The organism is Brevibacillus sp. JB24b, assembly GCF_051713385.1.
In the GTDB taxonomy this organism is placed as follows: Bacteria; Bacillota; Bacilli; order Brevibacillales; family Brevibacillaceae; genus Brevibacillus_B; species Brevibacillus_B laterosporus.
Genome location: NZ_JBNVQV010000001.1, coordinates 2,980,183 through 3,007,151 on the forward strand (window position 1 = coordinate 2,980,183; position 26,969 = coordinate 3,007,151).

Consider the following 26,969-nt stretch of genomic DNA (forward strand, 5'->3'; position numbering starts at 1 on the left):
TCACATCTTTACCAACGAAATTCAAAAAAATTATTCCATGGAAGAGTTTTATGCTGTAGGAGCATTTGAATATTCTTCAAGTGTTATACCCTTATCATGAATCTCACTAGCTGCTTCTTTACCAACATAACGCAGATGCCATGGTTCATATTGATAGCCCGTAATGGCTTCTTTCCCTTTTGGATAGCGAATAATAAATCCATATTCGTGCGCATGATCAGCTAACCAAACAGCTTCAGGAGTACCATCAAAACAGTCCTCTGCTGCACATTTCCCTGTACTTCCCGAAACATCAATGGCAAGTCCTGTTTCATGCTCACTGTGTCCTGGTTCTGCGCTGTACTTTTTGGCCGCTTCCTCTCCATCTTTTTTCACATAACGATTAAATAAATTTGTTTGTGTAGTATGAGAACGATAGGCGGATACCCCCGCCAACATTATGCCTTCCTGCTTAGCGCCAGCAAACATTTGTTGTAGAGCATCTGCTGCTTCATTGCGCATCATACGCTTTTCAATTTTTTCTTTAAACAAAAAAGGAACATCTGGATAGACAAGATCCTGAGGTTTATAGCTATCAGGTAACTTATACTGTTTATTAACAAGTACCTCTATGCTCTCTGGAGTCACTGCTTGTAATTTACTTCCCGACTTGTCTGTTGTGCCTTCCGTCGAGGTAGCCGGTGCTGAAGTATTTCCTGAAGATGCACCTGTAGGCTCATTTCCGGTACGTTCCTTACTGTCTGTTGCTGGCTCTGTTGGTTGACCAGATTGCGTCCCCTTAGTCTCAGTGGTTTGAGCATTCTCCGAGCCTGTAGATGGCGTCTTATTCGATGTTTCCTGACACCCAGCAACCAATGAAGCAGATAGTGCGATAAGTATAGCTGTAGCTGAAATAGTGCGTACGCTTTTCATAATTTCCTTTTTTCCTCCTCTTTCCAATCACAAGGTCTGTTCAACTGCTTCATGCGGAAAAAAATTTGTACAACGTAAGTGACGATCCTAATAAGGAAAGGGTTTCCTTATTACTTAAAAAAGGCGACTGAATTGAACACGCTGACCAACCTGATCAACATACTATAAAAGCACCTACAGGAACGTGGGGGAACAGCAAAACCCGCCGGGTATAGTTTCCGGCGGGGAATAACATATCATACAGTTATCATAAGAAAAATCGATCGTGTTAGCAAGGAATTATATCCAGCCCCTCGCTTTCATTCCCTCTGTGATGCGAAGTAAAGAGATCATAAAAGCAGCTGTTCTTCTGTCTGTTTGATATTGTTTAGCAATCTGACTTACTTCCTGATAAGAACGTACCATTACGTCTTTTAATTTGTCATTTACTTCTGATTCTGACCAGTAAAAGTTCATGAGGTTTTGCACCCATTCAAAGTAAGAAACCGTCACTCCACCTGCGTTGGCTAAAATATCTGGAATGACCAGGACCCCCTTTTGTTGCAAGACCTCATCTGCTGCTGGTGTTGTTGGACCGTTTGCAGCTTCTGCAATAATTTTCGCTTTAATTCGATCTACATTAGCTGAAGTAATCACATTTTCCAAAGCAGCAGGAATCAAAATATCCACTTCAACTTCTAACAGTTCATCATGTGCAATGAGGCTAGCCCCAGCTACATTACCTAAGGACCCCGCTTCCTTTGCTGTAATGACATCAGGTATATGCAACCCTGCTTTTGCATAGATAGCTGTTTTTGAATCACTAACAGCTACTACTTTAGCGCCTATTTCATGCAAAAGTCTAGCTGCGATTTGCCCAGCATTGCCGAAGCCTTGAATGGCTACTGTTGCATCGGTAGGGGACATGCCCTTTTCTTGTAAAGCTTCTAGAATCGTATACACACAGCCACGTGCTGTAGCCTCATTCCTACCCTTTGACCCGCCAAGAATTAGTGGTTTTCCCGTAATAACCCCCGGCGTAACCGCACCTTTTAGACGGCTATAGGTATCCATCATCCATCCCATTACCTGCGCATTCGTGTAGACATCAGGTGCTGGAATATCTTTTTCGGGTCCAACTACATCGTGAATAGCCTCCATGAATCCTCTGCTGACACGCTCTAATTCTCCTTGACTCATCGTTCGTGGATCACAAATGACCCCACCTTTACCACCACCATACGGTAAATGCACCACACCGCATTTAAATGACATCCACATAGAAAGAGCCTTAACTTCATCAAGAGTTACTTGTGGATGGAAGCGAATTCCACCCTTAGTTGGACCAATAGCATCATTATGTTGCGAACGATATCCATCAAATACACGAACAGTTCCATCATCCATCTTCACTGGAAAAGATACACTGACAACACGTTTGGGCTTTTTCAAAATCTCTACCGCTGCTCGAGGAAGATCAAGCAATTTCGCAGCATTCTCAATTTGCTTTTGAACAATTTCGTACGGATTTAAGTTTTCCGTCATTTTTGTCGCTTGTTGTGCCATGGTTCCCCCACTCTCTTTCTCTACTATGATAAAGGATTTCTAACATTGTAAAGGAATATTACAAAAAATGAAATATAAAATGCCTTGTGTTTTTTGATTTTACTGATAACTTTCGCACTCTTGTAACAATTTCCTTCATTTTTTAGTATGTTGGATTTTGCTATTTGTATACATACGAGTGGTTTTTTGTCTCTTTTTGCGCTTTCCCAGAAAATAATGAGCCGATTGGGTAAGTAAACTAGTAAATTGATTAGAATTTTACTACAATAAGAGGAAGAATATTAATCAATGAGAGGAGATTTTTATATGGATTGCTTATTTTGTAAAATTATTCAAGGAGAAATTCCTTCCAAAAAAGTCTATGAGGATGATGATGTCTACGCGTTTCACGATATAAATCCCATTGCACCTGTACATATCCTGGTAATTCCCAAAAAACATATTTCCTCCGTTATGGGATTGGATGAATCAGATAAAGAACGAATTGGTAGCCTCCACTTGGCGATTCAAAAGGTAGCAAAGGAAGCTGGTTTAGAAGAAAACGGATTCCGCGTGGTAACAAATACCGGAAAACATGGTCAGCAAACCGTCTTCCACTTACATTATCACATTATCGGCGGCAGACAATTGGAATGGAATATGTAAGCTAATCCTTGACATATAAATAAAGAAAACACACAAACCAGTATAACCAGCTGACTTGTGTGTTTTCTTTATTCAAATGCGTAAAAGATAATGCATACCCTATGATTCCGGCTGTGGTTCAGAGACTGGTTGAGACGCATTATCTGTATGCTCTGGCTTTTGTAGCTGAAGTTTAAACAGTGGTATCACCGCAAAGACCCCGACTACAAAGAATAATCCTGCTATTTGGTAGCTTCCTTGTAACGTAAACGTTTCCTTTACAACACCAGATACGCTCATCATCACAACCATCATTCCGGAAAATAAGGGGCTAAGCACTCCATTAACCCGTCCAACAAAATCTTCTTCTGCGGACATTAGGATCAAAGTATTGACCCCAATGTGGATACAGGGAAAGAATAATCCGTTAATAAATTGAAAAGCAAGTGCTAGCATAAAATTTTGTGAAAAGCTAATTCCAATGACCGAAATGGCACTGCTAATCATACCGATAGCTAATAGTTTCTGAGCGGAGATTTTTTTAGAGATCGTCATCACCAAAGCCCCACCTACTAACATAGCTACACCATTGGTCATCAAAAACCATTGTAAATTCTCTTTAGGTAAGCCTAACTGCTCCACTACTATAAATACACCCAATGGCTGTAATAACCCCACTGCTAAGCCTGCCATCATAAAGCAAAAACTTAGAGTCCGTAATACATTTTTTGACCAGACGTAACGGAACCCGTCAGTCATTTCTTTTAAAATACCTGTGGTAACATCGTTCTTTTTGGGCTTCTGATCGGCTGGTAATCTATACAGCACGGCTGCTGAAACTAAAAACGCAACTCCTGTCAAGGCGATCGAAACATCAATTCCAAAACTCTGAAATACCATGGTACCAATAGCTGGTCCAACAATCATGAAGATTGCCATTAGCGTTTGAAACATCGCCATTCCTGCTTGCAACTGTTCTGCTGGAACATGCTGTTTAAATAGTTTCATTGCCGATGGTTGCGAAAATTGAGACAAGATAGCAGAAAACAGCGTAACAAAGAATATTGCTTTCCAAGACCCAAACATGAGAGTAAGTAGAACACCAAAAACGGAAACGGCACTTAAAATATCGCACCACACCATCGTTCTTTTTGGTCTCCAACGGTCAGCAAACGTCCCACCTATAAATGAGAAAATAAAGATAGGAGCAAATTCCGCTACAGAAATCATGGAGACCGCATAAGGATCATTATGGGTAACTTCCATAACATACAAAAGGATAGCAAAATTTCGCACCCAAGTGCCTAGCTGTAAAAATACTCCAGACATTAGAATAACGCGTATAAATGGATTTGATAAGATATGCGGTTTTTTTACGGTTTCCACCTGATTCCCCCCTTTAATACATGCTTCCTAGTAGAAGCATCTCTATATCCTATCACATCTGTTTTATTGTATACATGATTTTTTTTACGTAACTTTCAACCAAAAAAAATGCGAAGACCTTAATAAAGTAGGCTTCGCATTTTTTTCTTTCGGATGCATTTCCTATTTTATTTTTGGAAGCTGTAACCGGGAAATAACCGCCTCGGTTACCCGGTTAACAATCTGTTCCATTTGTTGTTCATCTATTTTGACAGTCAGCGTTTGAGATTCTTCGATTGAGGTAGACTGTTCAAATGCAGAGCATACATCAATTCCTGGTGGACAAATGACTCCAGCTGGTGTCTCCCCCATGAAACCCATTTTCTCTCGCAACGCTACCAGCTCTTGTACCCGTTCTACTGACAATTCCCGAGCCCCATTCATTTGTCTTGCAATCCAGTTAATTTTCGCGGTAAATTCTAGTGATTCCATCAAATAATAGGCGGTTTGAAGATCTTTTCCCCATGTAAGTGCCCCGTGGTTTTCTAGCAGAACCCCCTGATGGTTCATGACGTGAGAAGCAATGGACTCAGGGAGAGCCTGCGTGGAGGGAGTCGCATATTTCGCTACAGGTATGGTCCCAAGTAGCACTACCGATTCTGGCAAAGTTGCAAAATCTAATGGAAGCCCCGCTATTGCAAAAGCTGTAGCATACGGAGGGTGAACATGAACGATCCCACCAATGTCTGGACGCATTTCGTATACTTTCAAGTGCATTTTCATCTCAGAAGTAGGTCGAAGTTCTCCTTCTAGCACTTCACCTTGTCCATTTACTTTGACCAGCATTTCTGGCTGCAAAGCTCCTTTACTTACACCGGTTGGAGTGATCCAGATCTCGTTGGTAGAAAGACGAACCGAAATATTTCCATCGTTAGCCGCACCAAAGCCTTTTTCATATACTTTGCGCCCAATCTCACAGATATCCTGTTTTATTTTAGCTTCCTTTTGCATCTGTTCGTTCGTTGGTTCGTTCATGATTAGTTTGTCCTCCTTGTGTCCCGTGAATCAATCTAGTTGCTTTTCTCAGTGGCTTGGAACAGATCTGTCAACGCTTTATCGTAAGGAGCTCGTAAAATGCCTTTCTCTGTAATGATCGCTGTTATTAAGTCGTGTGGAGTCACATCAAAGGCAGGGTTAAAGACTTTGACATCAATCGGTGCTGTCTGCTTACCAAACCCTTCAATAATTTCGCCTGCTTCTCGCTCCTCAATCGGAATTTGGGCTCCTGTAGCAGTTTCAAGATCGATAGTAGACATCGGTGCTGCTACATAAAATGGAATCCCATGAGCTTTTGCCAGTAGGGCTACCCCATAAGTTCCAATTTTGTTAGCTACATCACCATTAGCAGCAACTCGATCACATCCCACTATAACTGCCTGTACCCAGCCTTTAGACATCACCATTGCCGCCATGTTATCCGTAATTAACGTAACATCAATACCCGCTTCATGTAATTCCCACGCTGTTAGACGAGCTCCTTGTAGAAGAGGACGAGTCTCATCGGCAAATACTTTGATATCCCAGCCTTTTTCTTTTGCCAAATAAATAGGCGCAAGTGCTGTACCATAACGTGCCGTAGCAATCCCACCAGCATTACAATGCGTCAACACTCCCATACCATCCTCAAACAACGTCAGCGAATATTCACCAATCATGCGACATGTTTCCTCGTCCTCATCACGGATCGCATGCGCTTCTGTAACGAGACGTTGCTTAATTTCAGTGACAGATAAGTGCTGATCAGCCAGTGCACGTTGTTCCATACGGTTTAGCGCCCAAAATAAATTAACAGCTGTAGGTCTTGAAGACGCTAGATACTCTTTATGCTTTGTGAATACATCGTAGAAAGCCTCGAAGGAGTCCTCTGGTGCATCATGGATTCCCAATAGTAGCCCATAAGCGGCAGCAATCCCAATCGCGGGTGCTCCTCTTACCTTTAGCTCCTTAATGGCATCCCAGGCATCTTTTATGTTGTCTATTTCTAAAAATTCTTTCAAAGTTGGAAGTTTCGTCTGATCTAAAATAAATAAAGTGTTGTTTTCAAAACGAACCGATTGAATAAACGTTGCCATGTGAGAGCCTCCCCCTATTTGTAAACGGTCAAATCAAGTATGAACGGCATAAAATTACTGTTTGTCTTCTATCTCTGTTATAGCAAAAAAACAAAAAATTTTCTGCTACTAATCTAAAAAACACACAAAACCACAAAATCAAACATATATAATGACCGGTATTTTGATTTTACTAATCTAGATCCCTATTTTCAACCGCTTTCCAGCCCTTTCATCAAACTTTTTCTACTCTTTCCCCGTATTTCTCTTCCCTTGTCACGACAATTCAACTTTCTTTTCTTTCCATCTTTTTTTACAACGTTATTTTTGGTATCCTTTTTGGCAAGAGAACAGATATATTTGCCTGTAGGTCAATTGGGATAGATCATTGTTTTGGGAGGTATTATGTTAGCAATCGAACGTCGCAAAAAAATCATGAATATGCTATTTGAACAAGGAAATGTGATGGTAACCGAGCTCAGTAAACAATTCACTGTTTCTGAAGAGACCATACGTCGTGATTTAGACAAATTAGAGAAGGAAGGCATTTTGGTCCGTACTTATGGAGGAGCTATTTTAGAAGATGGACTACGCTCTGATTTCCCACTCTGGGTACGTGAAAGCTACTATGTCGATGTAAAGGAAAAACTAGGAGAAAAATGCGCTCAACTCATTAAAAGCGGCGATACAATCATGCTTGATTCCAGCACTACTTCATTATATATTGCCAAAAAAATAAAAAATAAACAGAATCTTACGGTTATAACCAATTCATTTAAGGTCGAGCTAGAGTTGTCCGATGCTGAGCATGTAAAGCTAATCTCTACAGGCGGAACGCTACAACGGCGCTCCCTTTCGTATGTGAGTCATTCAGCAACCCGTGCCCTTTCCCATTATTTTGCCGATGCATCCTTCGTTTCCTGTACGGGTCTTCATCTCCAACGAGGCGCTACGGACTCTAACGAATTTGAAGCAGAAATTAGAAAGCTTATGTTAAAAAATTCAGAGCAAAAAATCTTAGTGCTAGATCATACAAAAATTGATAAAGCTGGTTTCACTTTTATTACCGACTTCCAAGGCATCACAAAAGTGGTAACAGACCAATCCTTATCTGTAGAATGGCGACAACTATTAAGCAGATATAATATCGAGATCGACGATGAGAATATGGATACTGCTCCCGAGGAACCCACTACTTCCTCCTAAGGTTTACTTGCGAGAAAACGTGGAAACATTATTGGTACGAAAAAACGCAGCTTCCTGCCCATATAGGGTTGGAAACTGCGTTTTTTGTTTAATACCACCCTTACAAGAAAATCCCAGCAATCGCACCATTTAACAAGGAAGCCAATGTGCCCGCAAAGATAACCTTCATTCCAACTTGAGCAATTTCACTACGACGCTCAGGTACAAGTGAACCAAGTCCCCCAATCAGCATCGCCATGGAACCAAAGTTAGCAAATCCACACAGCGCAAAGCTTAAGATCGCTACTGTTTTAGGTGTCAAATTTGCCATATTCTTAGCCATATCAATATAGGCAACAAATTCATTTAATACGATTTTTTGTCCAATATAAGAACCGGCTTGAAGAGCCTCAGACCATGGTACACCAACTGCAAAAGCCAGAGGGGAGAAAAGATACCCAAAAATTCTTTGTAAGGTTAACTCCATGCCAAACAATCCCCCAACATAGCCAAGCACACCATTCACCAACGCGACCAAGGCGACAAATGCCAACAGCATCGCTCCTACATTAAGTGCCAAATATAGGCCATCTCCAGCCCCACGTGCTGCTGCATCGAATATATTTGTTGATTCATTTTTTTCCAGTTTTATTTCCCGTTCTTTCATATTTTCAGTCTCCGGGAAGAATAGCTTGGCTATAACTAATCCAGCAGGAGCTGCCATAAAGCTAGCCGCCAGCAAATATTCCATCGGGATTCCTAGCAAGGAGTATGCAGCAAGCATTGTTCCTGCTATAGAGGCAAGCCCCCCCGTAAGCACAGCAAATAGCTCTGAGCGAGTCAACTGGCCTAAAAAGGGACGAATAACCAAAGGTGCCTCTGTTTGACCTACAAAAATATTCGCAGCTGCTGACATCGACTCAGCCTTACTCGTACCTAATATTTTAGAAATACCGCCACCAATGTATTTTATAAAAAGCTGCATAACACCGACATAGTACAAAACTGAAATCAGGGCTGCAAAGAAAATAACCATCGGAACAACATTAAATGCTACGACAAACGTAATTTTAGAATCAGGAGTGTACAGTCCACCAAAAAGAAAGTTGATCCCTTCATTCGCATAACTAATAATATGATTCATGACATCGGTGAACTTACTTAACGCAGCTCGACCTGCCTCCCATTTTAATACAATAAAAGCAAACAGAAACTGAATAGCTAGACCTCCAATGATTGGACGCCATTTAATCCCTTTTTTATTGTTACAAAACAAGAATGCAATAAATAGTACAGCAATTACCCCAAGGAGGCCTCGTAGAAAATCCATGATGACTTACACCTCTGTTTTTTATTTAATACCTATTCATATAACCTGGTGACTTACATATTCTTCACGATACCTCGTAACAGCTTAGAAAAATTCTCTTTTGCTTGTCCCGCTGCCTCATAAACCTCTTCAGCCGTAATAGGTTGCGGTAAAATACCTGCAGCTAAATTACAAATGCAAGAGATAGTCAACACCTTAATTCCAGCATGGTTGGCTACAATCACCTCTGGTACCGTCGACATACCTACTGCATCTCCTCCTATTACTCGTGCCATTTTAACTTCAGCCGGTGTTTCAAAAGAAGGACCTGTAAAAGCTACATAGACACCTTCTCTTAAGGAAACACCTGTCTGTGTTGCTACCTGTTTCGCTACCTGAGCTAAGGATTTACAGTATGTGGTACTCATATCAGGAAAGCGATCTCCTAGTCGCTCGTCATTAGCCCCGATCAACGGATTTATCCCCATCAAATTAATGTGATCCGTTACTAACATTAAATCCCCTGGCTGCTGGTCTATATGTAAGCCACCACTGGCGTTTGTCAAAATAAGTTGCTCAACTCCCAGCATTTTCATTACTCGAATAGGAAATGTTACCGAATCAATACTATGACCTTCATAATAATGAAAGCGACCTTGCATAGCGACAACCGTTTTCCCTTCAAGGTTACCAACGATCAACTTACCTGCATGATAATCCACTGTCGACATCACAAAATGAGGAATCTCTTGATAGGGAATAACAATGGCATCATCTAACTCATCCGCTAATTCTCCTAAGCCCGATCCTAGAATCAATCCGATTGTTGGCGTTTGATCTATTCTTTCTTGTATATATCTGTTAGCTTCATCTATAGCTTCCCACTTATGCATAAGAAACCTCCCTGTTGTTTTTTCTGTCTTATCATTCGTTTCCTGTGCAAATGCCACAAAACACAACATTACCAAATATAAATCAACAATCGAGTGGTGCAATCCTATTTTATTTTAATATCCGAATTTAATCAAGTTAAAACGGAACATTGTACGTATTTTAGTATGTTAAATTGTTTTTTTTGATTACTAAACAGAAATTTTAATGTATTTTACTTACATTCCAAAAAAATAATCCTTTTAAAAAACTCTTCTATCCCTTTATAATATGGATATAAAACGTTTTTATATTGTAATTTTATGGAATTTACTAATAGGTAGCAAACTAAACCTTTTTCTGCAAAAAAGTTTAGTTCAGTTAAAATTTATCTAATTGGGAGGCCAAACAAACATGAAACGAACCCTGCATCCAATGAAAAAGTCTGGACTAGCTTTTGTCTTAGCTTTAAGCGTTTTAACAACGTCTTCCTCTGTTTATGCTCAGGAGACTTTACTGCTTGCGTCTCAGGGAGCATCTTCTTCAGTTGCTACCCTTCATTCCAATGAATATGCTCAATTCTTACAAACCAATTATCAGCTCACCTTTCAAAAACAGGTAACTCAAGCTGATTATCTACAAGCACTAACGACAATACTTGCTTTGCAACCATCCAAAGAAAGCAAAATTTCAATTACAGATGCAAAAGCGGGTTCTACTCTAGCACAAGCTGTTCCTGCTCTGCAAGAACAAGGGATCATCAATTCCACAACTTTGAAACCAAACGAATCCTTAGCAACACAAGATGCCGTCTCTTATGCAGTTCGCGCTGCTGGTCTTAAAGAGTTAGCCTATACGTATCCGGAGGCTAAAGTAAAAAAAGCCTTTGCTTCTGCCTCCCTCACGTTTAAAACGGGGCAGCTTCCTATTAAGGTAGCGCAAGAAATTGCCGTAGCAATCGATACAAAGCTACTCCCGGAATCTATTGCTCAAACCGTTATCAAAAATCAAGCTGTTTCTCCTGAAATAGCAGCTTTGTTGATCGGAAAAGTTCTGGAATATAAAGGTGAATATAAGCATTTTCTTGGTCTAACAAGCGATGAAGATATTTATGGTAAGGTTTATCATTCTTGGAAAACCACCAGTCTAATCAAAGCGGAAGAATTACAAAAAATCGTAGATGAAACACTTAAACAAGATATCGTCACAGGCTATAATCTCAAAGATAAGCGATTCTCTCCACGTTTTGACCCGACTCTTTCGCTCACCTATGGCCATAGCGACATAACGCATGCCATTCAACTGATCGGATTGTTAAAAAGTGAAGGATTGATAGCAAAAGTACAACTGGAGCCAAAAACCTCTGCTTTTATCTATTTAGCCGAATGGGGTCAGCCTGTCATCACTCCTGACTATCAAGTAGTAAAGATTGATAACGGAAAATACATCGCCTACTCCAAAGAATACGATATCAGTTTTGAATTCACATCTGTTGCTGATAAAGAAGCCTTTGATAAGATCATTCACTCTTATGCAAAAAAAGACAAGGAAGATCAATCGGGATTGATTATCTCATCTTGGTGGCAGCCCCTCTACTTCTCCATGAATGAAATGAAGGGCTATAAACAGATTACCAATAACTATATGGAAAAAGACAATTACATGGCCCAATCCTTCTCGTTAAACGATAAATCGGCTCAAGTAGTTGCTGGTTTTAAGAAGATTGATCCTAAGGTAAACATAACTTCCTATCCCTTTTATGTAGATGCTCCCTTCTATAATTATCTATTAGGTGACTATAAATAAGAAAATGTTCCAAAAGCTCTGCTTACTAGCAGGGCTTTTTTCTTCCCATCCTCTTTCCGCCTATATCTCATGCTTTGATAAAAAAAAGTGCATACTAGCATGTGTGTAAGAATTTCTTGAGAAGGTTCAAGAAGGAAAAGCGGATCGAAAGGAGCCCTTCATGCTACGTAAAATCAGCTATACATTCTGCCTGCTACTTGTTATAGGCCTACTGGCTTCACAAGCTTGGTCTGATACCCTTTATGCAAAGCAAATAACGCCGCTTTCTGTTGAGAAAAAGCTACTCATCGGGCGTCCCCTCGCCTTTGAGGTAACGATCCGACAAAAAAACCGCGATTATTATGAAAAACGTGGAGAAGCCATTTGGGACTTGCCTACAGAAAAGAAAGCAATTGCCCTAACCTTTGATGACGGACCAAACGAGTCCTACACCCCTCAAATCTTAGAGCTATTAAAGAAATATGGGGTTAAATCCACCTTTTTTACGGTCGGTACCCGTGTTCAAAAAAATCCCAAGCTGGCAAAACAGATGGTACAGCAACATCACGAGCTGGCAAATCATACACTCACCCATCCAGATATGAGACGCCTTTCAAAACAACGAATAAAAACTGAATTGGAATCTGCTCAATCCATTATTCAAAAAACAACAGGGGTAGTACCTACTCTATTTCGTCCACCTGGTGGTAGTTATAATGAAAAAATTGTGGGTGCAGCAAAAGATATGGGATACTTGGTTGTCATGTGGTCCTGGCATCAAGATACAAAAGATTGGACGAATCCCGGGGTACAAAAGATCGTCAACAAAGTGCTGAGAAATGTACGAAATGGAGATATCATTTTATTCCACGACCACGGTGGTGATCGTCAACAAACCGTAGATGCATTGAAAATAATTTTGCCGGAGCTAAAAAAACGCGGATATGAAATGATTACGGTATCGGAGTTAATTAGCATACGGAATCAGTATCCTGTTAAGGCGAATTTACCTTCCCTTCTCCCAACGAAAGGGCATAAATAGTTGAATTGAGCCTCATAAAAAAACCGCCATAGCTGTGGTGGCAGCATGGCGGTTAAAGTGTATGGGAGGATTTCATCTAACAGATTCCTTCTTCAAAAAGGAAAGTAGTTGGCCTTTATTCAAATCATCGTTATTTGACGTTATAAAACAACTTTTCGCTTGTTGCTGTGAAATGGTTTGTTAGCTTGTTTTTATCAATGTGTCTTGAATCTAGTTATTTACCTCGTCAGTATAAATACAGGTGGAGGTAAAATAAGGAAGATGGATACTTCATTTCTTCCTTACATGACTCCTTGCAAAGAATCTGTTGAACTGAATCCTCCCACACAAATCCTGGTGCAAATGGTATCAATCCATATGAATGTACCTATGCACAATCTCTGACCGATTTGGTTACAAAAAGGTTGCAGGGATAACTGCGTTTTTATTTATAACGTACAACTAAAGAATTTCCTCCTATTATGTCAATAAAAAAAGCGCATGCTCCAGATAAAATAATCAACCATATCCCAACATATGCTTACCTTTGAACTACTTGTGCGACAGTGTATTAAAATTTCTCTGGATAAAATCCTTTTGCAAGTATTTCTACCGCTCGCACATTTCGAACACCTTCAAATACATCAGAGAGTGGCAAGCTAACAAATCGCTTATTCTTGATAGCAGGTATATCGGAAAGTGCTTTATTTTCTAATAAGTATTTAATCTTTTCCTCTGCACTTGGTTTATCATAATCATTGATTACAATAACATCAGGAGCACGTTTAATTGCTTCCTCCCAGCTCACTTCACTCCATGACTTTTCCAAATCACCAAATACGTTTTGTCCACCGGCCATCTCTATTAGACGAGTTTCTAATGAATTTCCTGTTGTATATAGACCTGAATTAACACTGTCAAAGACCAAAACCTTGACTGGCTTGTCTATGGTTCCTATCTTTTGCTGAATAGATTGGATGTCTGTTTTCATTTTAGCAACAATGTCCTTAGCACGATCTTCCACCTGTAGAATCTTACCCAGCTGTATCATATCCTCATAGACTTCATCGACCGTCGGATGCTTAGATACCGTTCCTGTAATGGTATAAGCTGGGATACCAATTTTTTGTAGCTCCTCAACACTGCCAATCCCTTTAGCTGTAAAGGCAGAGCTTCTACCGATTACGAAGTCAGGTTCTACACTTAAAAAGACTTCTAATGAAGGGTACTGCTTAGACAAAAGTTTGATTTGATCATATTTTGCCTTATATTCGGGCAAGACTTCATCGTCAGGATAAGCGGTACCAACCATTACCTCTTCAACACCTAATGCTAGAAGCATTTCAGTAACGTGCTGATTCATGCTCACTACTCGCTTAGGAGCTTGTTCAAATGTTAAGGTATGTTCTCCATTTTTAATTTGCATCTTCTCAGCAGCTGGTTGAGAGTTAGTGGAAGCTGCTTGGGGAGTGGCCCCATTTCCACAGCCGCTGACTACTAACGTAAGCCCTGCAAACATCGTAATCATCATCTTTTGACCTCTATGCAAAAGGCCCTGTTTCTTCATACTGGAACTTTGCCTATTTACGTTGTTCATCTTGTTTTCCTACCTTTTCATTTATTCAACTACAAACATGGTCTGGTATCATATAATTAATGTTCACTCTGCCTGTAATGGGATGAACGGTTACTTCCGTTTGAATCTTGTACACTCGTTCTAAAATTTCAGGTCGAAGCACTTCTTGAGGAGTTCCTGAGCAAACGATAACCCCTTTTTCTAGCATATAGAGACGATCACAGAACATAGCAGCCAAATTGAGATCATGTAAGGCAGCCAGTACACTTTTTTGCTGTTGTTTTAGCAACTGTAGCATCCCCAATTGATGATGAATGTCCAAATGATTAGTTGGTTCATCTAGCAATAAAAGATCGGTCTCTTGCACAATAGCTCTAGCCAATAAAACACGCTGCTTTTCTCCACCAGATAAACTCAAATAACTCCGGTCACCCATGCTCTGTAAGCCAACTTGAGCTAGAGCCTGATCCACTAAGGCTATATCATGCTTATTCTCATTTTCCCACATACTCTTGTGTGGAGAACGTCCCATCAGTACAAGTTCGTATACATTAAAATCAAATTGAATTTGTGTTTCTTGTACCACTGCGCTCAGTTCTTTTGCTAATTGCTTCTGCTGGTATCGTCCAAGTTCTTTTTCAAGTAGGAAGATACTGCCTGTCGTGGGTGAAAGGGTTCGATATACTTGCTTAAGAAGAGTAGATTTACCACTACCATTTGGACCAAGTAAGCCAACGAATTCTCCTTTTTGTACGTGTAAATCTATCTGTTGCAAAATACATGTCCCTTGGGTCTCATAGCCTACTTGCTTTAACTCTACATGCTTGTCCACGCCCAATTTTACGGTCACATCAGCTTCCTCCAAACGTGTACGCCCTACGACGTAGTAACCAGATAAAAAATGGACCGCCGCAAAGCGCTGTGACTATTCCGATCGGTAATTCCTCAGGTGCAATGATCAACCTTGCTAATACATCTGCCCAGACCATAAAAATCGCCCCTCCACAGGCACAAAGAGGAATTAGCCTCCTATGATCAGACCCCACCCACAACCGAAAGATATGGGGTAACATTAAACCAACAAAGCCAATGCTACCGCTTACAGCAACCAGTAAACCTGTAACAAGGGAAATCGTAATCAGTAGGATCTTACGCATATTTTCTGGATGTAAACCCAACAGCGTAGAGGTTTCTTCCCCCAATATCAACAAATTTAGGTTGCGTGCATTCATCCATAAAAATAGAAAGAAAGCAATTACCGCAATAGTTGGCAATACAAGTGACTCCCACTTGGCACGAGTGAAGCTCCCCATCATCCAGTACAGAACACTTGAAAGACTTTCAGCTCTCGGTGCCAGCATAATAAAAAAACTAGTAAGCGCTGACAACATAATAGAAACAGCTATTCCAGCTAACAACAGACGTATTAATTGCACTCTCCCACCTACCAGCGACAAAAGAAACACCAATACAATCGAAGCTAGAGCGCCTAAAAAAGCCGCTAAAGAAAGCGCATACGAACCAAATACCCCCAAACTACCAAATAACAACACTGCTGTTGCCCCCACCGATGCCCCCGATGATACTCCTAGGATATAGGGATCAGCTAAAGGATTACGAATCAATGCCTGAATGGCGATCCCAACAATAGACAAGCCGGCACCTACAATCGCAGATAATAAAACACGTGGCATTCGAATATCCCAAACAATATGCATTTGAGCGTTAGGTACATCAGTTACTATCCAGTTTTGGACAAAAGGAACATGTGAACCTATTACCTTCCAAACGGTAACTGGGTCAATTTGCACTGGTCCCAGCATGATTGCCACCGTCATAGATAAAAATAAAACCACGCCGCTTCCAATCAATTTCGCTATCCAGTTTTTTGTATAATGTGTACCGATGCTGTTAACTGACGTTGGGGCTGTCGTGGCGGTTTGTTGCATGCTTCTCCCCCCTGTGTAATGCAAAGTAAACAAAAGCATAATTTGAAATAAGAAGCTTGGTGATCACCCAAGCTTCAGGTGCAGGTAGCACCGAGTTGGACCTGTACGTCCCATTAACATTTTATTATTCTGAGATTTGAAACAAAAAAGCATCCGCTCCAAAAGGAGACAGATGCTTGGGTTTTTGGACAAACCAATTCCTTATAGGCGTATGTATAATATCACCACACGACCTACCCAAACACCTGCCCATCCTCGTGGGAGTGTTACATCTTACGGCAGGTCTCCTGGCTCATGGATCGTCGCAATCATCCTCCCTTCCCATTCTCTGTAAAAGTGAACAGTGGTGTATCGGATGTAGCTCCTCATATACAGTGGCGGGACCGCATCGGGTTTTCACCGAACTTCCCTTTTAAGTCTGATCCTTAAATCAAACACCGTAACATGGATATAAAAATGTTGTAATTGTTTGTGAGTGTAACACGATTTGGTGGAACATGGCAAGGTAATGGTGAATTTGTGATATGTTTGTAAGAACTTTGTAAAATATTTACGTAATGTTTGTAGTTTGGTAGTATTCAGATCATTATTTGTTTACATAAAGTTAATTATGTTATTAATTTATTATCGTAATTCCTAGATTTCTCATATCTTTAACACTTATTTTTTTATCTCTAAATTATATGTATAGAAAGCAAAAAAGCCATCCAATTAAGGATAGCTTACCTTTCAAGCAAGTTGCAACCGATTTTATACTCGGCCTCCTATATTTCTATTCAAAGCGTCCATATCGTAACCCTTTTTAGCTTTGTAAAAAGGATTTTACCCCTTCTATCATTTGTTTTAAGCGTAGAGCACCCTGCTCATATTCCTTTTTAGCCACATCATTTTTCGTTTCAAGAGAAAAAGTCTCCAAATCGGCCTGACATTTTTTTAGCGTGGACAATGTCAATGGTTTCTCTTGTGGCACCGGTACCGTAATTTGATCATCATATAAATCTACATTCAATTGCCCGTAACTATCTACTTGTCCGATATAAACGTTATCTAAGACGATGCCCATCTTATCTAAAGTTGTTTCAAGCCATCTTTTTGATAAACCTGTGGTTGCCAACGGCTCTAGCATAATATTTCCATCCAAAATGACCGTCTGAGGTTCTCTACTTGGAGCACCTTGGATATTCAGATCTTTGGAAGTAAGTGGTTGATTTTCTTTTTTTAGCAGAACACTAATCTGACCATTTTGTTCTAATAGCGCATACTCAACATCAGCTATCGAGAATACATTTTTTAGGCGTAATTGTTCTAACAATTCCTCACCTGTATAATTCTCCTTCTTGAGATTGTCCTCCATAATCTTACCATCTTGGATCAACACACGAGCATTTCCTTCAACCATATCGCTCACTGTCTTACTTTTGACCGATAGATAACTGAAAAGAAACGGTACAAGGGCCCAAATGATCATACTAACAAACCCATTCATAAACCTATCATCAACGTCAGCAGAAATGAATCCCGCAATAGAACCAATTGTGACACCCACAATATATTCAAAAAAAGTGGCTTGGGCAATTTGACGTTTTCCCATTAATCGCGTCAAGAACAATAATGTAAAAAGCGTAACAATTGATCTAAAAACAATCTCCCAGAATTCAGGCATAAATACCCTCCCTAGAACTTCTAATACCTTCTGTCTCATTTAGGTTGTGTTACTTTGTGGTTTTTTATATATGAAAGTAAGGTATAAAAACTGGCTTTGTATTCCAAATTAACTTTGACTACATTAATAAAGGAGTTAAAGATGGCTACAAAAAACAAAAAATTAACGGCAACCCAAATCGAATACCAAGCATTTGCAAAAGCGTTAGAACCGCCCCGACCTGTGCTTAAAAATACGATTCGAGCTTTTTGGGTTGGTGGTTTGATTTGTTTATTAGGACAAGTTATTCAAACCTTTTTCATTCACTTTTTTCACTTTGATGAAAAAAGCGCTGGAAATCCGACCTCTGCTGTTCTAATCGTTATTTCTGTTCTTCTGACTGGTTTTGGCGTTTATGACAAGCTGGCACAATTTGGAGGGGCTGGAACTGCTGTTCCTGTTACTGGCTTTGCCAATTCGATTGCTTCAGCAGCTATTGAACACAAAAGTGAAGGGTATGTACTTGGGGTAGGCGGTAACATGTTTAAATTAGCAGGTTCTGTTATCGTTTTTGGAGTAGTTGCCGCGTTTTTCATCGCATTACTAAAATGGTTTTTTACTTATGCGGTAGGTATAGGAGGATCTTAAGATGTTAAAAGGACATCAATCATGGATTTTTCCAAGCAAACCAACGATTTTATCCACCGCTACGGTTGGTGGACCTTTTGAAGCACAAGGAAAAATTGCGAATGATTTTGATATTCTTCACAGTGACACCTGGCTGGAACAAGACAGCTTTGAAAAGGCAGAAAAAATCATGCTAGAAGAGGCATTTGACCTCGCAGTAAAACGAGCGAGTTTACAAAAAGGAGATATCAATTATCTGATTACAGGAGATTTGATGAACCAAATTATCTCCTCAAGCTTTTCAGCACGTACCATTGGGGTACCATATCTAGGTGTATTTGGTGCTTGTTCAACGTCCATGGAAGGTTTAGCATTAGCAGCTCAATTGATAGATAGCCAATCAGCTAATTATGTTCTTACTGGTACTTGCAGTCATAATTCGACTGCTGAAAAACAGTATCGCTATCCCACAGAATATGGTTCACAAAAGCCTCCCTCTGCACAGTGGACGGTAACTGGCGCTGCAGCTGCTGTTGTGGCACCTAAAGGTACAGGGCCAAAAGTTGTCTCTGCTACGATTGGGAAGGTCGTTGATATGGGTCTGACTGATCCTCTTAATATGGGGGCAGCTATGGCTCCCGCTGCAGTAGATACTATACAAGCCCATTTTCGAGATATGCAAATTGGACCTGATTATTATGATTTGATTGTTACGGGTGATCTTGGAAAAGTTGGCCATTCGATTGCTGGAAAATTGTTAAAGAAACATGGGTTCTCCATTCGTGAAGAAGCTTTTACAGATTGTGGATTATTAATTTATAACGACAATCAAGAGGTGTTCTCAGGAGGTAGCGGCTGTGCATGCTGTGCTACTGTTACGTATGGTCATTTGCTTAATCGGTTAACTAATCGGGAATGGAATCGAATTTTAGTAGTGGCAACAGGCGCTTTACTTTCACCACTCAGTTTTCAACAAGATGAAACGATTCCTTGCATAGCACACGCTGTAGCTATTGAGAGGGGGGGAAATGAGTGAGCATTTTTATTTGGGCATTTATCGTAGGAGGCATCATCTGCGTCATTGGGCAGTTATTAATGGATGTTGCCAAACTAACACCTGCTCATACAATGTCGACCCTAGTGGTAGTTGGAGCCATTATGGATGGACTCGGCTGGTATGAACCGTTAATTAAATGGGCTGGAGCTGGTGTTACCGTTCCCATTACGAGTTTCGGGAATGCCCTAGTCCATGGAGCTATGGCAGAAATGCAACGCGATGGAATCATCGGGATCATTACAGGCATTTTTGAAGTGACCAGTGCAGGTATTTCTGCTGCTATTATTTTTGGTTTTTTAGGGGCACTTGTATTTAAACCAAAGAGTTAGAGACATACTAAATCCGGAGGTGATAAGGATGACAGTAGCTTCATCAGTAAAACAAACATTAGCTAGTTTAAAAAGTGCACAGGCTAATTTAGAAACCTTTGCATTAAGTACACAAAATAAAAAGGCAAAGCAAGCATTTACACAATCAGCTGAGCAAGCACAAACCATTATTGATCAATTAGAATCTCGTGTTCAACAATTGGAACAAGAAGAACCTCAGTATAAAGGCTTCTAGGGATGGCACATAGAAAGAGGTAGGAGGGTTGGTATCTACCATACCCTTTTCAACCTCTTTCTTTTTGCAAACAAGACATTTCCAAAAGTTACATACCTTGCTCATCTCCACGATTTCAATATAAAATTCTCAGTTACTACAAGTCACACAGGAATCGTAAACTCTATGACAGCGCCACCCTCACCGTGATTATACGCCTTGATTGTCCCTTCATGTTTTTCCACAATCAATTTACAAATGTACAAACCAAGTCCAGCACTTGATTTATGTATACCACTGTTGTTCCCTTTACGATATTTAGTAAAAATAACAGCTAATTCTTGTTCTGCAAAACCAACTCCTGAGTCAGTAACTCTAAAGGATCTATCTATTAAAAAAACTTCAAGTAGGATGCTATCCCCAGTTGAGGTATGCTTTATAGCATTGGAAACAATATTCTCTATCACCTCCCCTACCCTAAACGAGTCAAAGCTAGCTCGACACTCAGCATCAAACGAGTGAATAATGGAGAATATCACCTCTTTTTGTTTGCATAAATACATAAATTTATCTTCTATATCTATCAAAAAATCTGTAAGACGAACTTCTTTTTTATGAAGCACGAACTCTGGTCTTTCTAAGTCCCAAACTTCATTTAACTCTTGAATTAATCTTTTCACCCGATCAGCATGTACTGCACCCCAATTGTTGGGTGTGTCTAACAATTGGGGTGCAGTACATACCATCCGTGCTCCCTGTGTAGTAGACTAGATAATTGTAAATATCATTTTTGTATTGAATAAATAATCGTTCGACCTCATGATTACATTCCACATTTTCTCACTCCAATTCAAGAAATACACAAATTAGACGGACGATCTTTCTGTTTTATTACAACAATAAGAAAAAAACCGTATAGATTTTATCCATACGGTTTCCTAAACGAAACAAACAATATAGCCGAACTCTCTGTGTAAGATTACATTTCATTTAATACCTTTACACCTTTAACAATATTCCAAATGAAATAGTAAATCATCACAATAGCAGTAATAGCATAAGTAGCTACGATACTAAATCCGACTGCTGTCTCCGTTCCTTGATTCAATCCAATGGTTCCTGATACTACGAGTCCAATAACTAAGGTGACATAGGGAACAAGATGTGTCCACAATGCTTTTTTAGCATGAAATTGAACAGCTTTGTCACCTACGAAATAGACAATAATCGGTAATAAAAATGGTGCGAAAAAGACACTGAAGTAACATAAAGAAGATAAAATATGATTTCCTTTCATAACATTCACCTCTAATGATTTCTTATGCTCTTATTATTACATTTCCATCATAATTCAACTATTGAATAACCTTACGTAAATATAACACTTTTGTAAGGTTCACCTCGACAATAGGCAAATTTCCATAATAGCTTGACTATTGTGCACACCTTATACACATGCTATTCTGGGAGGTAAATAAATCATCAACTGGGTTAACCGCTCATTTATAAATCAATTTCCAATGAAAGGATAGGAGCATCTTGAAGAAAATCTTTAACAAGTTATAACCTATTTGCAAAACTAGCCTTCGTACGATTCGAACTCGTGGACCACCTGCTGGCTTCCTACATTCATCTACTTTAAAAATACGGAGGTTAGAAAAAAATCATGAGATCTGAACAAGAAATGCTAGATATGATCCTCGGATTTGCAAAAAACGATGAACGCATCCGTGCAGTAGCGTTAGAGGGGTCACGAACGAATCCAAATGTGCCCAAAGACATGTTTCAGGATTTTGATATTAGTTATCTGGTAACCGATATGGATTCCTTTATTCGAGATCCCAAGTGGATTCAAGTTTTTGGGGATCGAATCATTTTACAAACTCCTGAGGCCATGTCCATGTTTCCCCCTGAGTTAGGTAGACGTTTCTCGTACCTGATGTTGTTTACGGATGGAAACCGTATTGACCTTACCTTAATTCCCCTACATGAAGCAGAAGAGTATTGCAAAGAAGATAAGCTACTGATCATATTAATGGACAAAGATAACGCTCTTCCTGAGATCCCTCCTCCAACCGATGTAGATTATTGGGCAAAACGTCCGTCTGCTGAATTTTTTGCAGATTGTTGCAATGAATTCTGGTGGGTCTCCACTTATGTAGCAAAAGGGTTGTGGAGAAGAGAAATTCTTTACGCACAGGACCACCTTAGCTTGTGTGTAAGACCAATGCTGCTTACCATGCTGGAATGGAAGGTTGGTGTCCAAACTGATTTTTCAGTCAGTGTAGGAAAAAATGGAAAGTACTTGGAAAAGTATCTTTCAAAGCAAAGCTGGGAGTCCCTTCTATCCACCTATGCCGATGGGAGCTACGAAGGTACATGGAAAGCGCTCTTTACAATGGGGAATTTATTTCGCAGTACAGCAAAATACGTGGCAAACCATTTACATTATAAATATCCTCAAGAAGAAGATCAGCGGGTTACGGCTTTTTTAAAACATGTCCAAACATTGCCTTTGCATGCCACCAACATTTACTGATTTTTAGGTAGCTATATGGTCCCCCACTAAATTTTTAGAGAAAAAATGTAGGCTATATAGAAAAATGAAAAACCAGTCTAACACATTAGCTTTTGTGTTTGTGACTGGTTTTTTTACACTCATTTGATGTAAGTTGATATCCTTTTTGCTATTGGTAATATGGCAGATGCAGTTGCTTAGAATTCATACTGCAATAATGGTAGTATTCGATCTTTAATTTTAGATAAAATTCTTTTGCATGAGGATCACTATCAATAGTAAACTTGAGTATCCCTCATTCAACTGCTTTTTCTTTTACAAAACTCCACAAAATGCTACCGTATCCCTGTCCCTTATAGTTCGGATGCATGCAAAGAAAAGCGAGGCTATCAGTCTCTTTCCTCACAAGCATCATCACTCATTCACTCTCTGCTCTATTATGTAAACTTCACTCGCATTGAAAAAATTAATGATCAGCTTAATAGTTTCTTCCACAGTTCATCATAGTCGCCATTTACTCTCAAACTTTTGAGCTCTTCATCAGTGTTCGCTATTGGAATATCTCGTTTTGAAGCTATTAATCCTACATGGTTTTTACAATACGTTGATCTAGCTATAATCTGAATGGTTTTGTTTTCTCGATTTGGAATCGCACACTGAATGTAAGAGGCATTTCCTTCACATTGAATACATGTTATGTTGGTTGGTATTATATGCATGGGTTTTAATAGTTCAACGTTTACGTATGCTTTCTTATTTGGCATTTAATTCCTCCGTTATTTCATTATGATTTTTTTACTCTTGTATAATCTTACATTCATTCTGTCTACCATCCGTTTTTAGCTATTTATAATAGTCGAACTGTATGAGCATGCAACATTTGGAATTTATATAATCTTATAGTACTATTCTATATTTGTAAAATAGGTGTTCTCAATGATACGGAGTGTTTCTAGAAGTTCGTATCATTGAGAGTTGTTTAAAACACCAAGAGACTTCAGACAGGCTTATTTATCAGATCATCAAAATCTCCCGAATTTCCTGCTCTGTTAAAGTAGACAAAGCTTCATGACCTGGCTGAATTACTTCCTCAATTAAATTTTTCTTTTTCTGCTGGAGCTCATACATTTTCTCTTCTACGGTGCCTTGTGTGACGAGTCGAACAACTTGCACTACGTTTTTCTGTCCTATGCGGTGTGCACGATCAGCTGCTTGCTGCTCTACAGCCGGGTTCCACCACAGATCATACAGAATAACCGTGTCTGCTCCGGTCAGGTTCAAGCCAGTACCACCAGCTTTTAAGGAAAGCAGAAATAAGTCGCGCTCACCTTCATTAAACCTGCTGCACAGCTCAACCCGCTCGGCAGTCGGTGTGTTTCCATCCAAATAAAAGTATGGTACTCCAAGATAACCTAGCTCTCGCCCAATAAATCCAAGCATCTGGGTAAATTGTGAGAACACTAGTAGCCTCTTCCCTGCGCTTAAGCACTCCTGAACAATCTCTAGCAATTGTTCAAACTTGGCGGAACTTCCTGAATAGCCCTCGACAAACAAACCAGGGTGACAGCATAGCTGGCGAAGTCGGGTCAAACCAGAAAGAATTTTAATCTTGTTTTTTTGAAATCCATCCTCACCCAAATGTTTTAATGTCTCCTGCTGTAATTTTGCCAGATAGGCCACGTACAGCTTTTTCTGATCAGGTAGAAGCGTGGATGCCTGTATCGATTCGATCTTTTCGGGTAATTCTTTCAGTACATCGGTTTTCAAACGGCGTAATAAAAAGGGTCGAATCCTCTTAGCTACCATTTCTTGTGTTACATTATGAAATGCCTTCCGATTCTGAAACAGTTCGGGGAATACTGCGTCAAAGATCGACCACAGTTCCCCCAATTTGTTTTCCACAGGTGTTCCAGTAAGAGCAAAGCGATATTTGGCTTGGATCTCCTTTACCGCTTGTGCTGTCTGAGTTACATAATTTTTAAAAGCCTGGGCCTCATCCAGAATAAGAGTATAAAACATCGGGACAACATACAAATCTATATCCCTACGCAGTAGTGGGTAAGAGGTAATAATAACATCTACTTTAGATGCGTCTCGTATGATGCTACTACGCTCCATTCTGCTACCATCAGCGATAACCGTCCGAATTTCGGGCGCAAATTTTTTCAGCTCATTTCGCCAGTTGTACACCAAAGAAGCTGGGCAGACGATTAACGCTGGCATTCCCTGCTCTCGGATATCTGGTAGTACGGAGGCGATAAATGCGATACTTTGCAATGTTTTTCCAAGTCCCATATCATCTGCCAGAATTCCACCGAAATGATAGTGAGCTAGCGTCTTCATCCATTGAAATCCATACACCTGATAATCTCGAAGTACGTGAGCCAGACTATCTGGTACTGGGAAATCCAGATTGTCAGGATTTCGGATATTTTCTATAAGCCGTCGAAATGATTTACCCAGCTTGACGTTCTTTCCCCTTTCCTGTGAATCGATCAAATGAAGTCCTCGGATTAATGGAAGGCGTAAATTCGCTTCCTTCCATTCTTCCATTCGTATCCCTATTTCATCCATAAAGTTAGAGATTTCCTGGAACTCCACACTCTCCAGCGGTAATAATGCTCCGTTAGGTAATCGATAATACTTCCGTTTCTCTTCAAGCGATTTTAATAGCTTTCGGACGTCTGAGTCGGGAATTCCAGCCATGTCAAAATTAAATTCAAGCCATTGCATTCGATCATCTACATCTACGCTTACCTTAGGCGGGGTATGCCCCGTATGAAGTCTTACTTTTACTGCCGTAGTCGCATATACCTTTAAAAGCTTCTCTAACTGTGGAACGACATGGTATAAAAATTCATATTCTGCCTCTTCATCATCCATAAAATATCCTGCTTCCGTCATCACAAAAGAACTTTTTTCCATCAGTTCAAGAATTCGTCGTTCCTGATCACCATCCCTCATGAGAATCGGGTCAGTGTCTTTCTTCCGGCTTGTGCCCTCCAAAGGGTTGATGACAATATCCCCATATTGAAACTCAAGGCCCGCTAGTAGTCGATCTCTTACACGATCTAAATATAGCCTTGCCCGCAAAGGTGTTTGCACAATTTGCTCAGAAACAGCTTGGGCGATATGGACACTTCCTAGCTTTATCAGACCGGGTATCACCTTTTCCAAAAAAGGTTCCATTTGCTCTTTTTTTATCTGGACTTGATTCTGGTGAGATGTTTCGAGCAAATTTTTTAGCTCAATGAGCCGTTTGCAGTGTTCATGCTGTAGTTTTATAAGTTTTCCTTCTGAGAGAACTACACCATATGATTCCATTACTGTGAGCTTATCTAATCCCTGAATATCCAACTGATAGCCTTCAGACTGCGCTTGATCGAATTCAAATTGTAGGGGTAATGGCTCATCGGATAAATGGATACCATCGAATAGACGCTCTCCCTGTCCGAGCTTCACCAATGGAGCTTTCGTTAGCAGGGCTAGAAGTGGCTCCCATGAAAAGGGGGGGATTAGTAGCATGCGATCACCGCTCTTACTATTGGCATGGACAAAATTATTCCATGTATCTCGATACATCTTCTCGTTCTGACTAATTTGGATTAATTGCCGGAGCACTTCATCATTTTCTTTTTGAAAGCTATGATGCTCGGGATCATAAGCAAAATGTTTAGAGAAAAGAATCCCTTCTCGCCGATCCATTCGACCAAGAAATTCTCTTATATTCTTAACAACATATAGTCGCTTTGGACCTAATTTAAGCTCAAGGCCAAACATGTACTTGCCATAACCATAATGGAAGGGTCTACAAATAAACTCTACATCAAGTACATCCCTTGTATCTAAGAAAGCTCGCGTACTGCTTGGACGCAACGATTTGTGGCTGAACATCTTCAGCATATGATTTGCCATTTGATTTTGATCGAGAAACGGAGCAGGCCTATCCGTAGAACCAGCAAATTTTCCCCTATCATGTACCTGAGTATTAACGGAACGGAGAACTGCACTACTATCCTGATCACTATCTCGTATGCTTAACAATACAGCGGCAATATGCTGACAAAATTTGTCGTATGAAGAAAGCTTGGGGCATGTGCATTCTGCATTTACTCCCCCTCTCTGTTCTAATGTAATCGTAACCTGGTAACCATTACTGCCATTTACCGTTGCTTCATAGCTTTGTTGATTCGGGTCATAATGCGTAATCATCACTTTTCCCGTTTGATAATATACGTCACCTTTATCGTAAGAGATCTGGCCGCACAGGGCTTTAATGATCCTTCGACTCAGTTGAAAGCTCATTGTTTTGATCCTTCCTTTTGCATGT

The 26,969-nt window shown here is 40.1% G+C and carries 25 protein-coding genes and 1 riboswitch; of the genes, 9 read left to right on the top strand and 16 right to left on the bottom strand.

Going from position 1 to position 26,969, the window contains the following annotated elements; all coding sequences use genetic code 11:
* Nucleotides 1–48 precede the first annotated feature (48 nt).
* Both ACQV1I_RS14005 and ACQV1I_RS14010 read right to left on the bottom strand, forming a co-directional pair.
* Nucleotides 49–912, bottom strand: a complete 864-nt coding sequence (locus ACQV1I_RS14005; RefSeq protein WP_116333954.1) for a D-alanyl-D-alanine carboxypeptidase family protein — start codon at nt 910–912, stop codon at nt 49–51.
* Nucleotides 913–1,191: 279 nt separating this feature from the next.
* A complete protein-coding gene (locus ACQV1I_RS14010; RefSeq protein ID WP_116333955.1) occupies nt 1,192–2,457 on the bottom strand; it encodes a Glu/Leu/Phe/Val family dehydrogenase in 1,266 nt (421 codons plus the stop codon).
* Between the two features lie 306 nt (nt 2,458–2,763).
* Between ACQV1I_RS14010 and ACQV1I_RS14015 the strand changes: the two genes are divergently transcribed.
* Nucleotides 2,764–3,102, top strand: a complete 339-nt coding sequence (locus ACQV1I_RS14015; protein WP_094700021.1) for a histidine triad nucleotide-binding protein — start codon at nt 2,764–2,766, stop codon at nt 3,100–3,102.
* 99 nt (nt 3,103–3,201) lie between these two features.
* Here ACQV1I_RS14015 and ACQV1I_RS14020 read toward each other — a convergent pair whose 3' ends face one another.
* From ACQV1I_RS14020 to mtnA, 3 genes are all read right to left on the bottom strand, one after another.
* Nucleotides 3,202–4,467, bottom strand: coding sequence for an MFS transporter (locus tag ACQV1I_RS14020; protein ID WP_094700020.1), 1,266 nt, complete (start codon nt 4,465–4,467; stop codon nt 3,202–3,204).
* A 162-nt stretch (nt 4,468–4,629) separates the two neighbouring features.
* On the bottom strand, nt 4,630–5,481 hold the full coding sequence (locus tag ACQV1I_RS14025) for a class II aldolase/adducin family protein (protein ID WP_116333956.1): 852 nt from the start codon (nt 5,479–5,481) through the stop codon (nt 4,630–4,632).
* 35 nt (nt 5,482–5,516) lie between these two features.
* On the bottom strand, nt 5,517–6,578 hold the full coding sequence (mtnA, locus tag ACQV1I_RS14030; RefSeq protein ID WP_116333957.1) for an S-methyl-5-thioribose-1-phosphate isomerase: 1,062 nt from the start codon (nt 6,576–6,578) through the stop codon (nt 5,517–5,519).
* A 384-nt stretch (nt 6,579–6,962) separates the two neighbouring features.
* On the opposite strand from mtnA, the gene ACQV1I_RS14035 reads away from it, so the two are divergent.
* Nucleotides 6,963–7,763 carry a DeoR/GlpR family DNA-binding transcription regulator gene (locus tag ACQV1I_RS14035; protein WP_094700017.1) on the top strand — a complete coding sequence of 267 codons (801 nt, stop codon included), beginning with the start codon at nt 6,963–6,965 and terminating at the stop codon, nt 7,761–7,763.
* A gap of 100 nt (nt 7,764–7,863) precedes the next feature.
* On the opposite strand, the gene ACQV1I_RS14040 is transcribed toward ACQV1I_RS14035, so the two are convergent.
* Complete coding sequence (locus ACQV1I_RS14040; protein WP_104149296.1) at nt 7,864–9,072, bottom strand: NupC/NupG family nucleoside CNT transporter; 1,209 nt, start codon at nt 9,070–9,072, stop codon at nt 7,864–7,866.
* Between the two features lie 53 nt (nt 9,073–9,125).
* Entirely contained in the window at nt 9,126–9,944 is an 819-nt protein-coding gene (locus ACQV1I_RS14045) for a purine-nucleoside phosphorylase (protein ID WP_116333958.1), read from the bottom strand.
* Nucleotides 9,945–10,335: 391 nt separating this feature from the next.
* On the opposite strand from ACQV1I_RS14045, the gene ACQV1I_RS14050 reads away from it, so the two are divergent.
* Together ACQV1I_RS14050 and ACQV1I_RS14055 are read left to right on the top strand one after the other, a co-directional pair.
* The gene (locus ACQV1I_RS14050; protein WP_116333959.1) at nt 10,336–11,727 is read left to right on the top strand and encodes a hypothetical protein; all 1,392 of its coding nucleotides are present in this window, start codon (nt 10,336–10,338) and stop codon (nt 11,725–11,727) included.
* Nucleotides 11,728–11,887: 160 nt separating this feature from the next.
* On the top strand, nt 11,888–12,748 hold the full coding sequence (locus ACQV1I_RS14055) for a polysaccharide deacetylase family protein (RefSeq protein WP_018669881.1): 861 nt from the start codon (nt 11,888–11,890) through the stop codon (nt 12,746–12,748).
* A gap of 550 nt (nt 12,749–13,298) precedes the next feature.
* Here ACQV1I_RS14055 and ACQV1I_RS14060 read toward each other — a convergent pair.
* The 4 genes from ACQV1I_RS14060 to ACQV1I_RS14075 form a co-directional block, all read right to left on the bottom strand.
* A complete protein-coding gene (locus tag ACQV1I_RS14060; protein WP_236645772.1) occupies nt 13,299–14,258 on the bottom strand; it encodes an ABC transporter substrate-binding protein in 960 nt (319 codons plus the stop codon).
* A 91-nt stretch (nt 14,259–14,349) separates the two neighbouring features.
* Entirely contained in the window at nt 14,350–15,153 is an 804-nt protein-coding gene (locus ACQV1I_RS14065) for an ABC transporter ATP-binding protein (RefSeq protein ID WP_116333960.1), read from the bottom strand.
* A gap of 1 nt (nt 15,154) precedes the next feature.
* Entirely contained in the window at nt 15,155–16,252 is a 1,098-nt protein-coding gene (locus tag ACQV1I_RS14070; RefSeq protein WP_018669878.1) for a FecCD family ABC transporter permease, read from the bottom strand.
* A gap of 260 nt (nt 16,253–16,512) precedes the next feature.
* A riboswitch (cobalamin riboswitch) is annotated at nt 16,513–16,709 on the bottom strand.
* A 345-nt stretch (nt 16,710–17,054) separates the two neighbouring features.
* Complete coding sequence (locus ACQV1I_RS14075) at nt 17,055–17,915, bottom strand: DUF421 domain-containing protein (protein WP_116333961.1); 861 nt, start codon at nt 17,913–17,915, stop codon at nt 17,055–17,057.
* 141 nt (nt 17,916–18,056) lie between these two features.
* On the opposite strand from ACQV1I_RS14075, the gene spoVAC reads away from it, so the two are divergent.
* The 4 genes from spoVAC to ACQV1I_RS14095 are packed head-to-tail and all read left to right on the top strand — an operon-like array spanning nt 18,057 to nt 20,142.
* Nucleotides 18,057–18,542 carry a stage V sporulation protein AC gene (gene spoVAC, locus ACQV1I_RS14080; protein ID WP_116333962.1) on the top strand — a complete coding sequence of 162 codons (486 nt, stop codon included), beginning with the start codon at nt 18,057–18,059 and terminating at the stop codon, nt 18,540–18,542.
* Between the two features lies 1 nt (nt 18,543).
* A complete protein-coding gene (gene spoVAD, locus ACQV1I_RS14085; RefSeq protein ID WP_116333963.1) occupies nt 18,544–19,557 on the top strand; it encodes a stage V sporulation protein AD in 1,014 nt (337 codons plus the stop codon).
* Nucleotides 19,554–19,907, top strand: a complete 354-nt coding sequence (spoVAE, locus tag ACQV1I_RS14090) for a stage V sporulation protein AE (protein WP_094700009.1) — start codon at nt 19,554–19,556, stop codon at nt 19,905–19,907. The genes spoVAD and spoVAE overlap by 4 nt, the downstream gene beginning before the upstream one ends.
* A 28-nt stretch (nt 19,908–19,935) precedes the next feature.
* On the top strand, nt 19,936–20,142 hold the full coding sequence (locus ACQV1I_RS14095) for a DUF1657 domain-containing protein (protein WP_018669873.1): 207 nt from the start codon (nt 19,936–19,938) through the stop codon (nt 20,140–20,142).
* 143 nt (nt 20,143–20,285) lie between these two features.
* Here ACQV1I_RS14095 and ACQV1I_RS14100 read toward each other — a convergent pair whose 3' ends face one another.
* Nucleotides 20,286–20,867, bottom strand: a complete 582-nt coding sequence (locus ACQV1I_RS14100) for a sensor histidine kinase (protein WP_116333964.1) — start codon at nt 20,865–20,867, stop codon at nt 20,286–20,288.
* A gap of 233 nt (nt 20,868–21,100) precedes the next feature.
* A complete protein-coding gene (locus ACQV1I_RS14105; RefSeq protein ID WP_018669869.1) occupies nt 21,101–21,418 on the bottom strand; it encodes a DUF4870 domain-containing protein in 318 nt (105 codons plus the stop codon).
* A 369-nt stretch (nt 21,419–21,787) separates the two neighbouring features.
* Here ACQV1I_RS14105 and ACQV1I_RS14110 point away from each other — a divergent pair, with 369 nt between their 5' ends.
* A complete protein-coding gene (locus ACQV1I_RS14110) occupies nt 21,788–22,660 on the top strand; it encodes an aminoglycoside 6-adenylyltransferase (protein WP_094700003.1) in 873 nt (290 codons plus the stop codon).
* Nucleotides 22,661–22,934: 274 nt separating this feature from the next.
* Here the strand turns inward: ACQV1I_RS14110 and ACQV1I_RS14115 are convergent, their stop codons facing one another.
* From ACQV1I_RS14115 to ACQV1I_RS14125, 3 genes are all read right to left on the bottom strand, one after another.
* A complete protein-coding gene (locus ACQV1I_RS14115; protein WP_438769425.1) occupies nt 22,935–23,054 on the bottom strand; it encodes a GNAT family N-acetyltransferase in 120 nt (39 codons plus the stop codon).
* 58 nt (nt 23,055–23,112) lie between these two features.
* Nucleotides 23,113–23,403, bottom strand: coding sequence for a hypothetical protein (locus ACQV1I_RS14120; RefSeq protein WP_018670751.1), 291 nt, complete (start codon nt 23,401–23,403; stop codon nt 23,113–23,115).
* 250 nt (nt 23,404–23,653) lie between these two features.
* Entirely contained in the window at nt 23,654–26,944 is a 3,291-nt protein-coding gene (locus ACQV1I_RS14125; protein ID WP_116333965.1) for a DEAD/DEAH box helicase, read from the bottom strand.
* Nucleotides 26,945–26,969: the final 25 nt, after the last annotated feature.

Excerpts from the sequence above, each read along its gene's own strand:
- ACQV1I_RS14005 (WP_116333954.1), bottom strand. The coding sequence starts at position 912 with ATGAAAAGCGTACGCACTATTTCAGCTACAGCTATACTTATCGCACTA.
- ACQV1I_RS14010 (WP_116333955.1), bottom strand. The coding sequence starts at position 2,457 with ATGGCACAACAAGCGACAAAAATGACGGAAAACTTAAATCCGTACGAA.
- ACQV1I_RS14015 (WP_094700021.1), top strand. The coding sequence starts at position 2,764 with ATGGATTGCTTATTTTGTAAAATTATTCAAGGAGAAATTCCTTCCAAA.
- ACQV1I_RS14025 (WP_116333956.1), bottom strand. The coding sequence starts at position 5,481 with ATGAACGAACCAACGAACGAACAGATGCAAAAGGAAGCTAAAATAAAA.
- mtnA (WP_116333957.1), bottom strand. The coding sequence starts at position 6,578 with ATGGCAACGTTTATTCAATCGGTTCGTTTTGAAAACAACACTTTATTT.
- ACQV1I_RS14035 (WP_094700017.1), top strand. The coding sequence starts at position 6,963 with ATGTTAGCAATCGAACGTCGCAAAAAAATCATGAATATGCTATTTGAA.
- ACQV1I_RS14040 (WP_104149296.1), bottom strand. The coding sequence starts at position 9,072 with ATGGATTTTCTACGAGGCCTCCTTGGGGTAATTGCTGTACTATTTATT.
- ACQV1I_RS14045 (WP_116333958.1), bottom strand. The coding sequence starts at position 9,944 with ATGCATAAGTGGGAAGCTATAGATGAAGCTAACAGATATATACAAGAA.
- ACQV1I_RS14050 (WP_116333959.1), top strand. The coding sequence starts at position 10,336 with ATGAAACGAACCCTGCATCCAATGAAAAAGTCTGGACTAGCTTTTGTC.
- ACQV1I_RS14055 (WP_018669881.1), top strand. The coding sequence starts at position 11,888 with ATGCTACGTAAAATCAGCTATACATTCTGCCTGCTACTTGTTATAGGC.
- ACQV1I_RS14060 (WP_236645772.1), bottom strand. The coding sequence starts at position 14,258 with ATGATGATTACGATGTTTGCAGGGCTTACGTTAGTAGTCAGCGGCTGT.
- ACQV1I_RS14070 (WP_018669878.1), bottom strand. The coding sequence starts at position 16,252 with ATGCAACAAACCGCCACGACAGCCCCAACGTCAGTTAACAGCATCGGT.
- ACQV1I_RS14075 (WP_116333961.1), bottom strand. The coding sequence starts at position 17,915 with ATGCCTGAATTCTGGGAGATTGTTTTTAGATCAATTGTTACGCTTTTT.
- spoVAC (WP_116333962.1), top strand. The coding sequence starts at position 18,057 with ATGGCTACAAAAAACAAAAAATTAACGGCAACCCAAATCGAATACCAA.
- spoVAD (WP_116333963.1), top strand. The coding sequence starts at position 18,544 with ATGTTAAAAGGACATCAATCATGGATTTTTCCAAGCAAACCAACGATT.
- ACQV1I_RS14095 (WP_018669873.1), top strand. The coding sequence starts at position 19,936 with ATGACAGTAGCTTCATCAGTAAAACAAACATTAGCTAGTTTAAAAAGT.
- ACQV1I_RS14100 (WP_116333964.1), bottom strand. The coding sequence starts at position 20,867 with ATGGTATGTACTGCACCCCAATTGTTAGACACACCCAACAATTGGGGT.
- ACQV1I_RS14105 (WP_018669869.1), bottom strand. The coding sequence starts at position 21,418 with ATGAAAGGAAATCATATTTTATCTTCTTTATGTTACTTCAGTGTCTTT.
- ACQV1I_RS14110 (WP_094700003.1), top strand. The coding sequence starts at position 21,788 with ATGAGATCTGAACAAGAAATGCTAGATATGATCCTCGGATTTGCAAAA.
- ACQV1I_RS14115 (WP_438769425.1), bottom strand. The coding sequence starts at position 23,054 with ATGATGCTTGTGAGGAAAGAGACTGATAGCCTCGCTTTTCTTTGCATG.
- ACQV1I_RS14120 (WP_018670751.1), bottom strand. The coding sequence starts at position 23,403 with ATGCCAAATAAGAAAGCATACGTAAACGTTGAACTATTAAAACCCATG.
- ACQV1I_RS14125 (WP_116333965.1), bottom strand. The coding sequence starts at position 26,944 with ATGAGCTTTCAACTGAGTCGAAGGATCATTAAAGCCCTGTGCGGCCAG.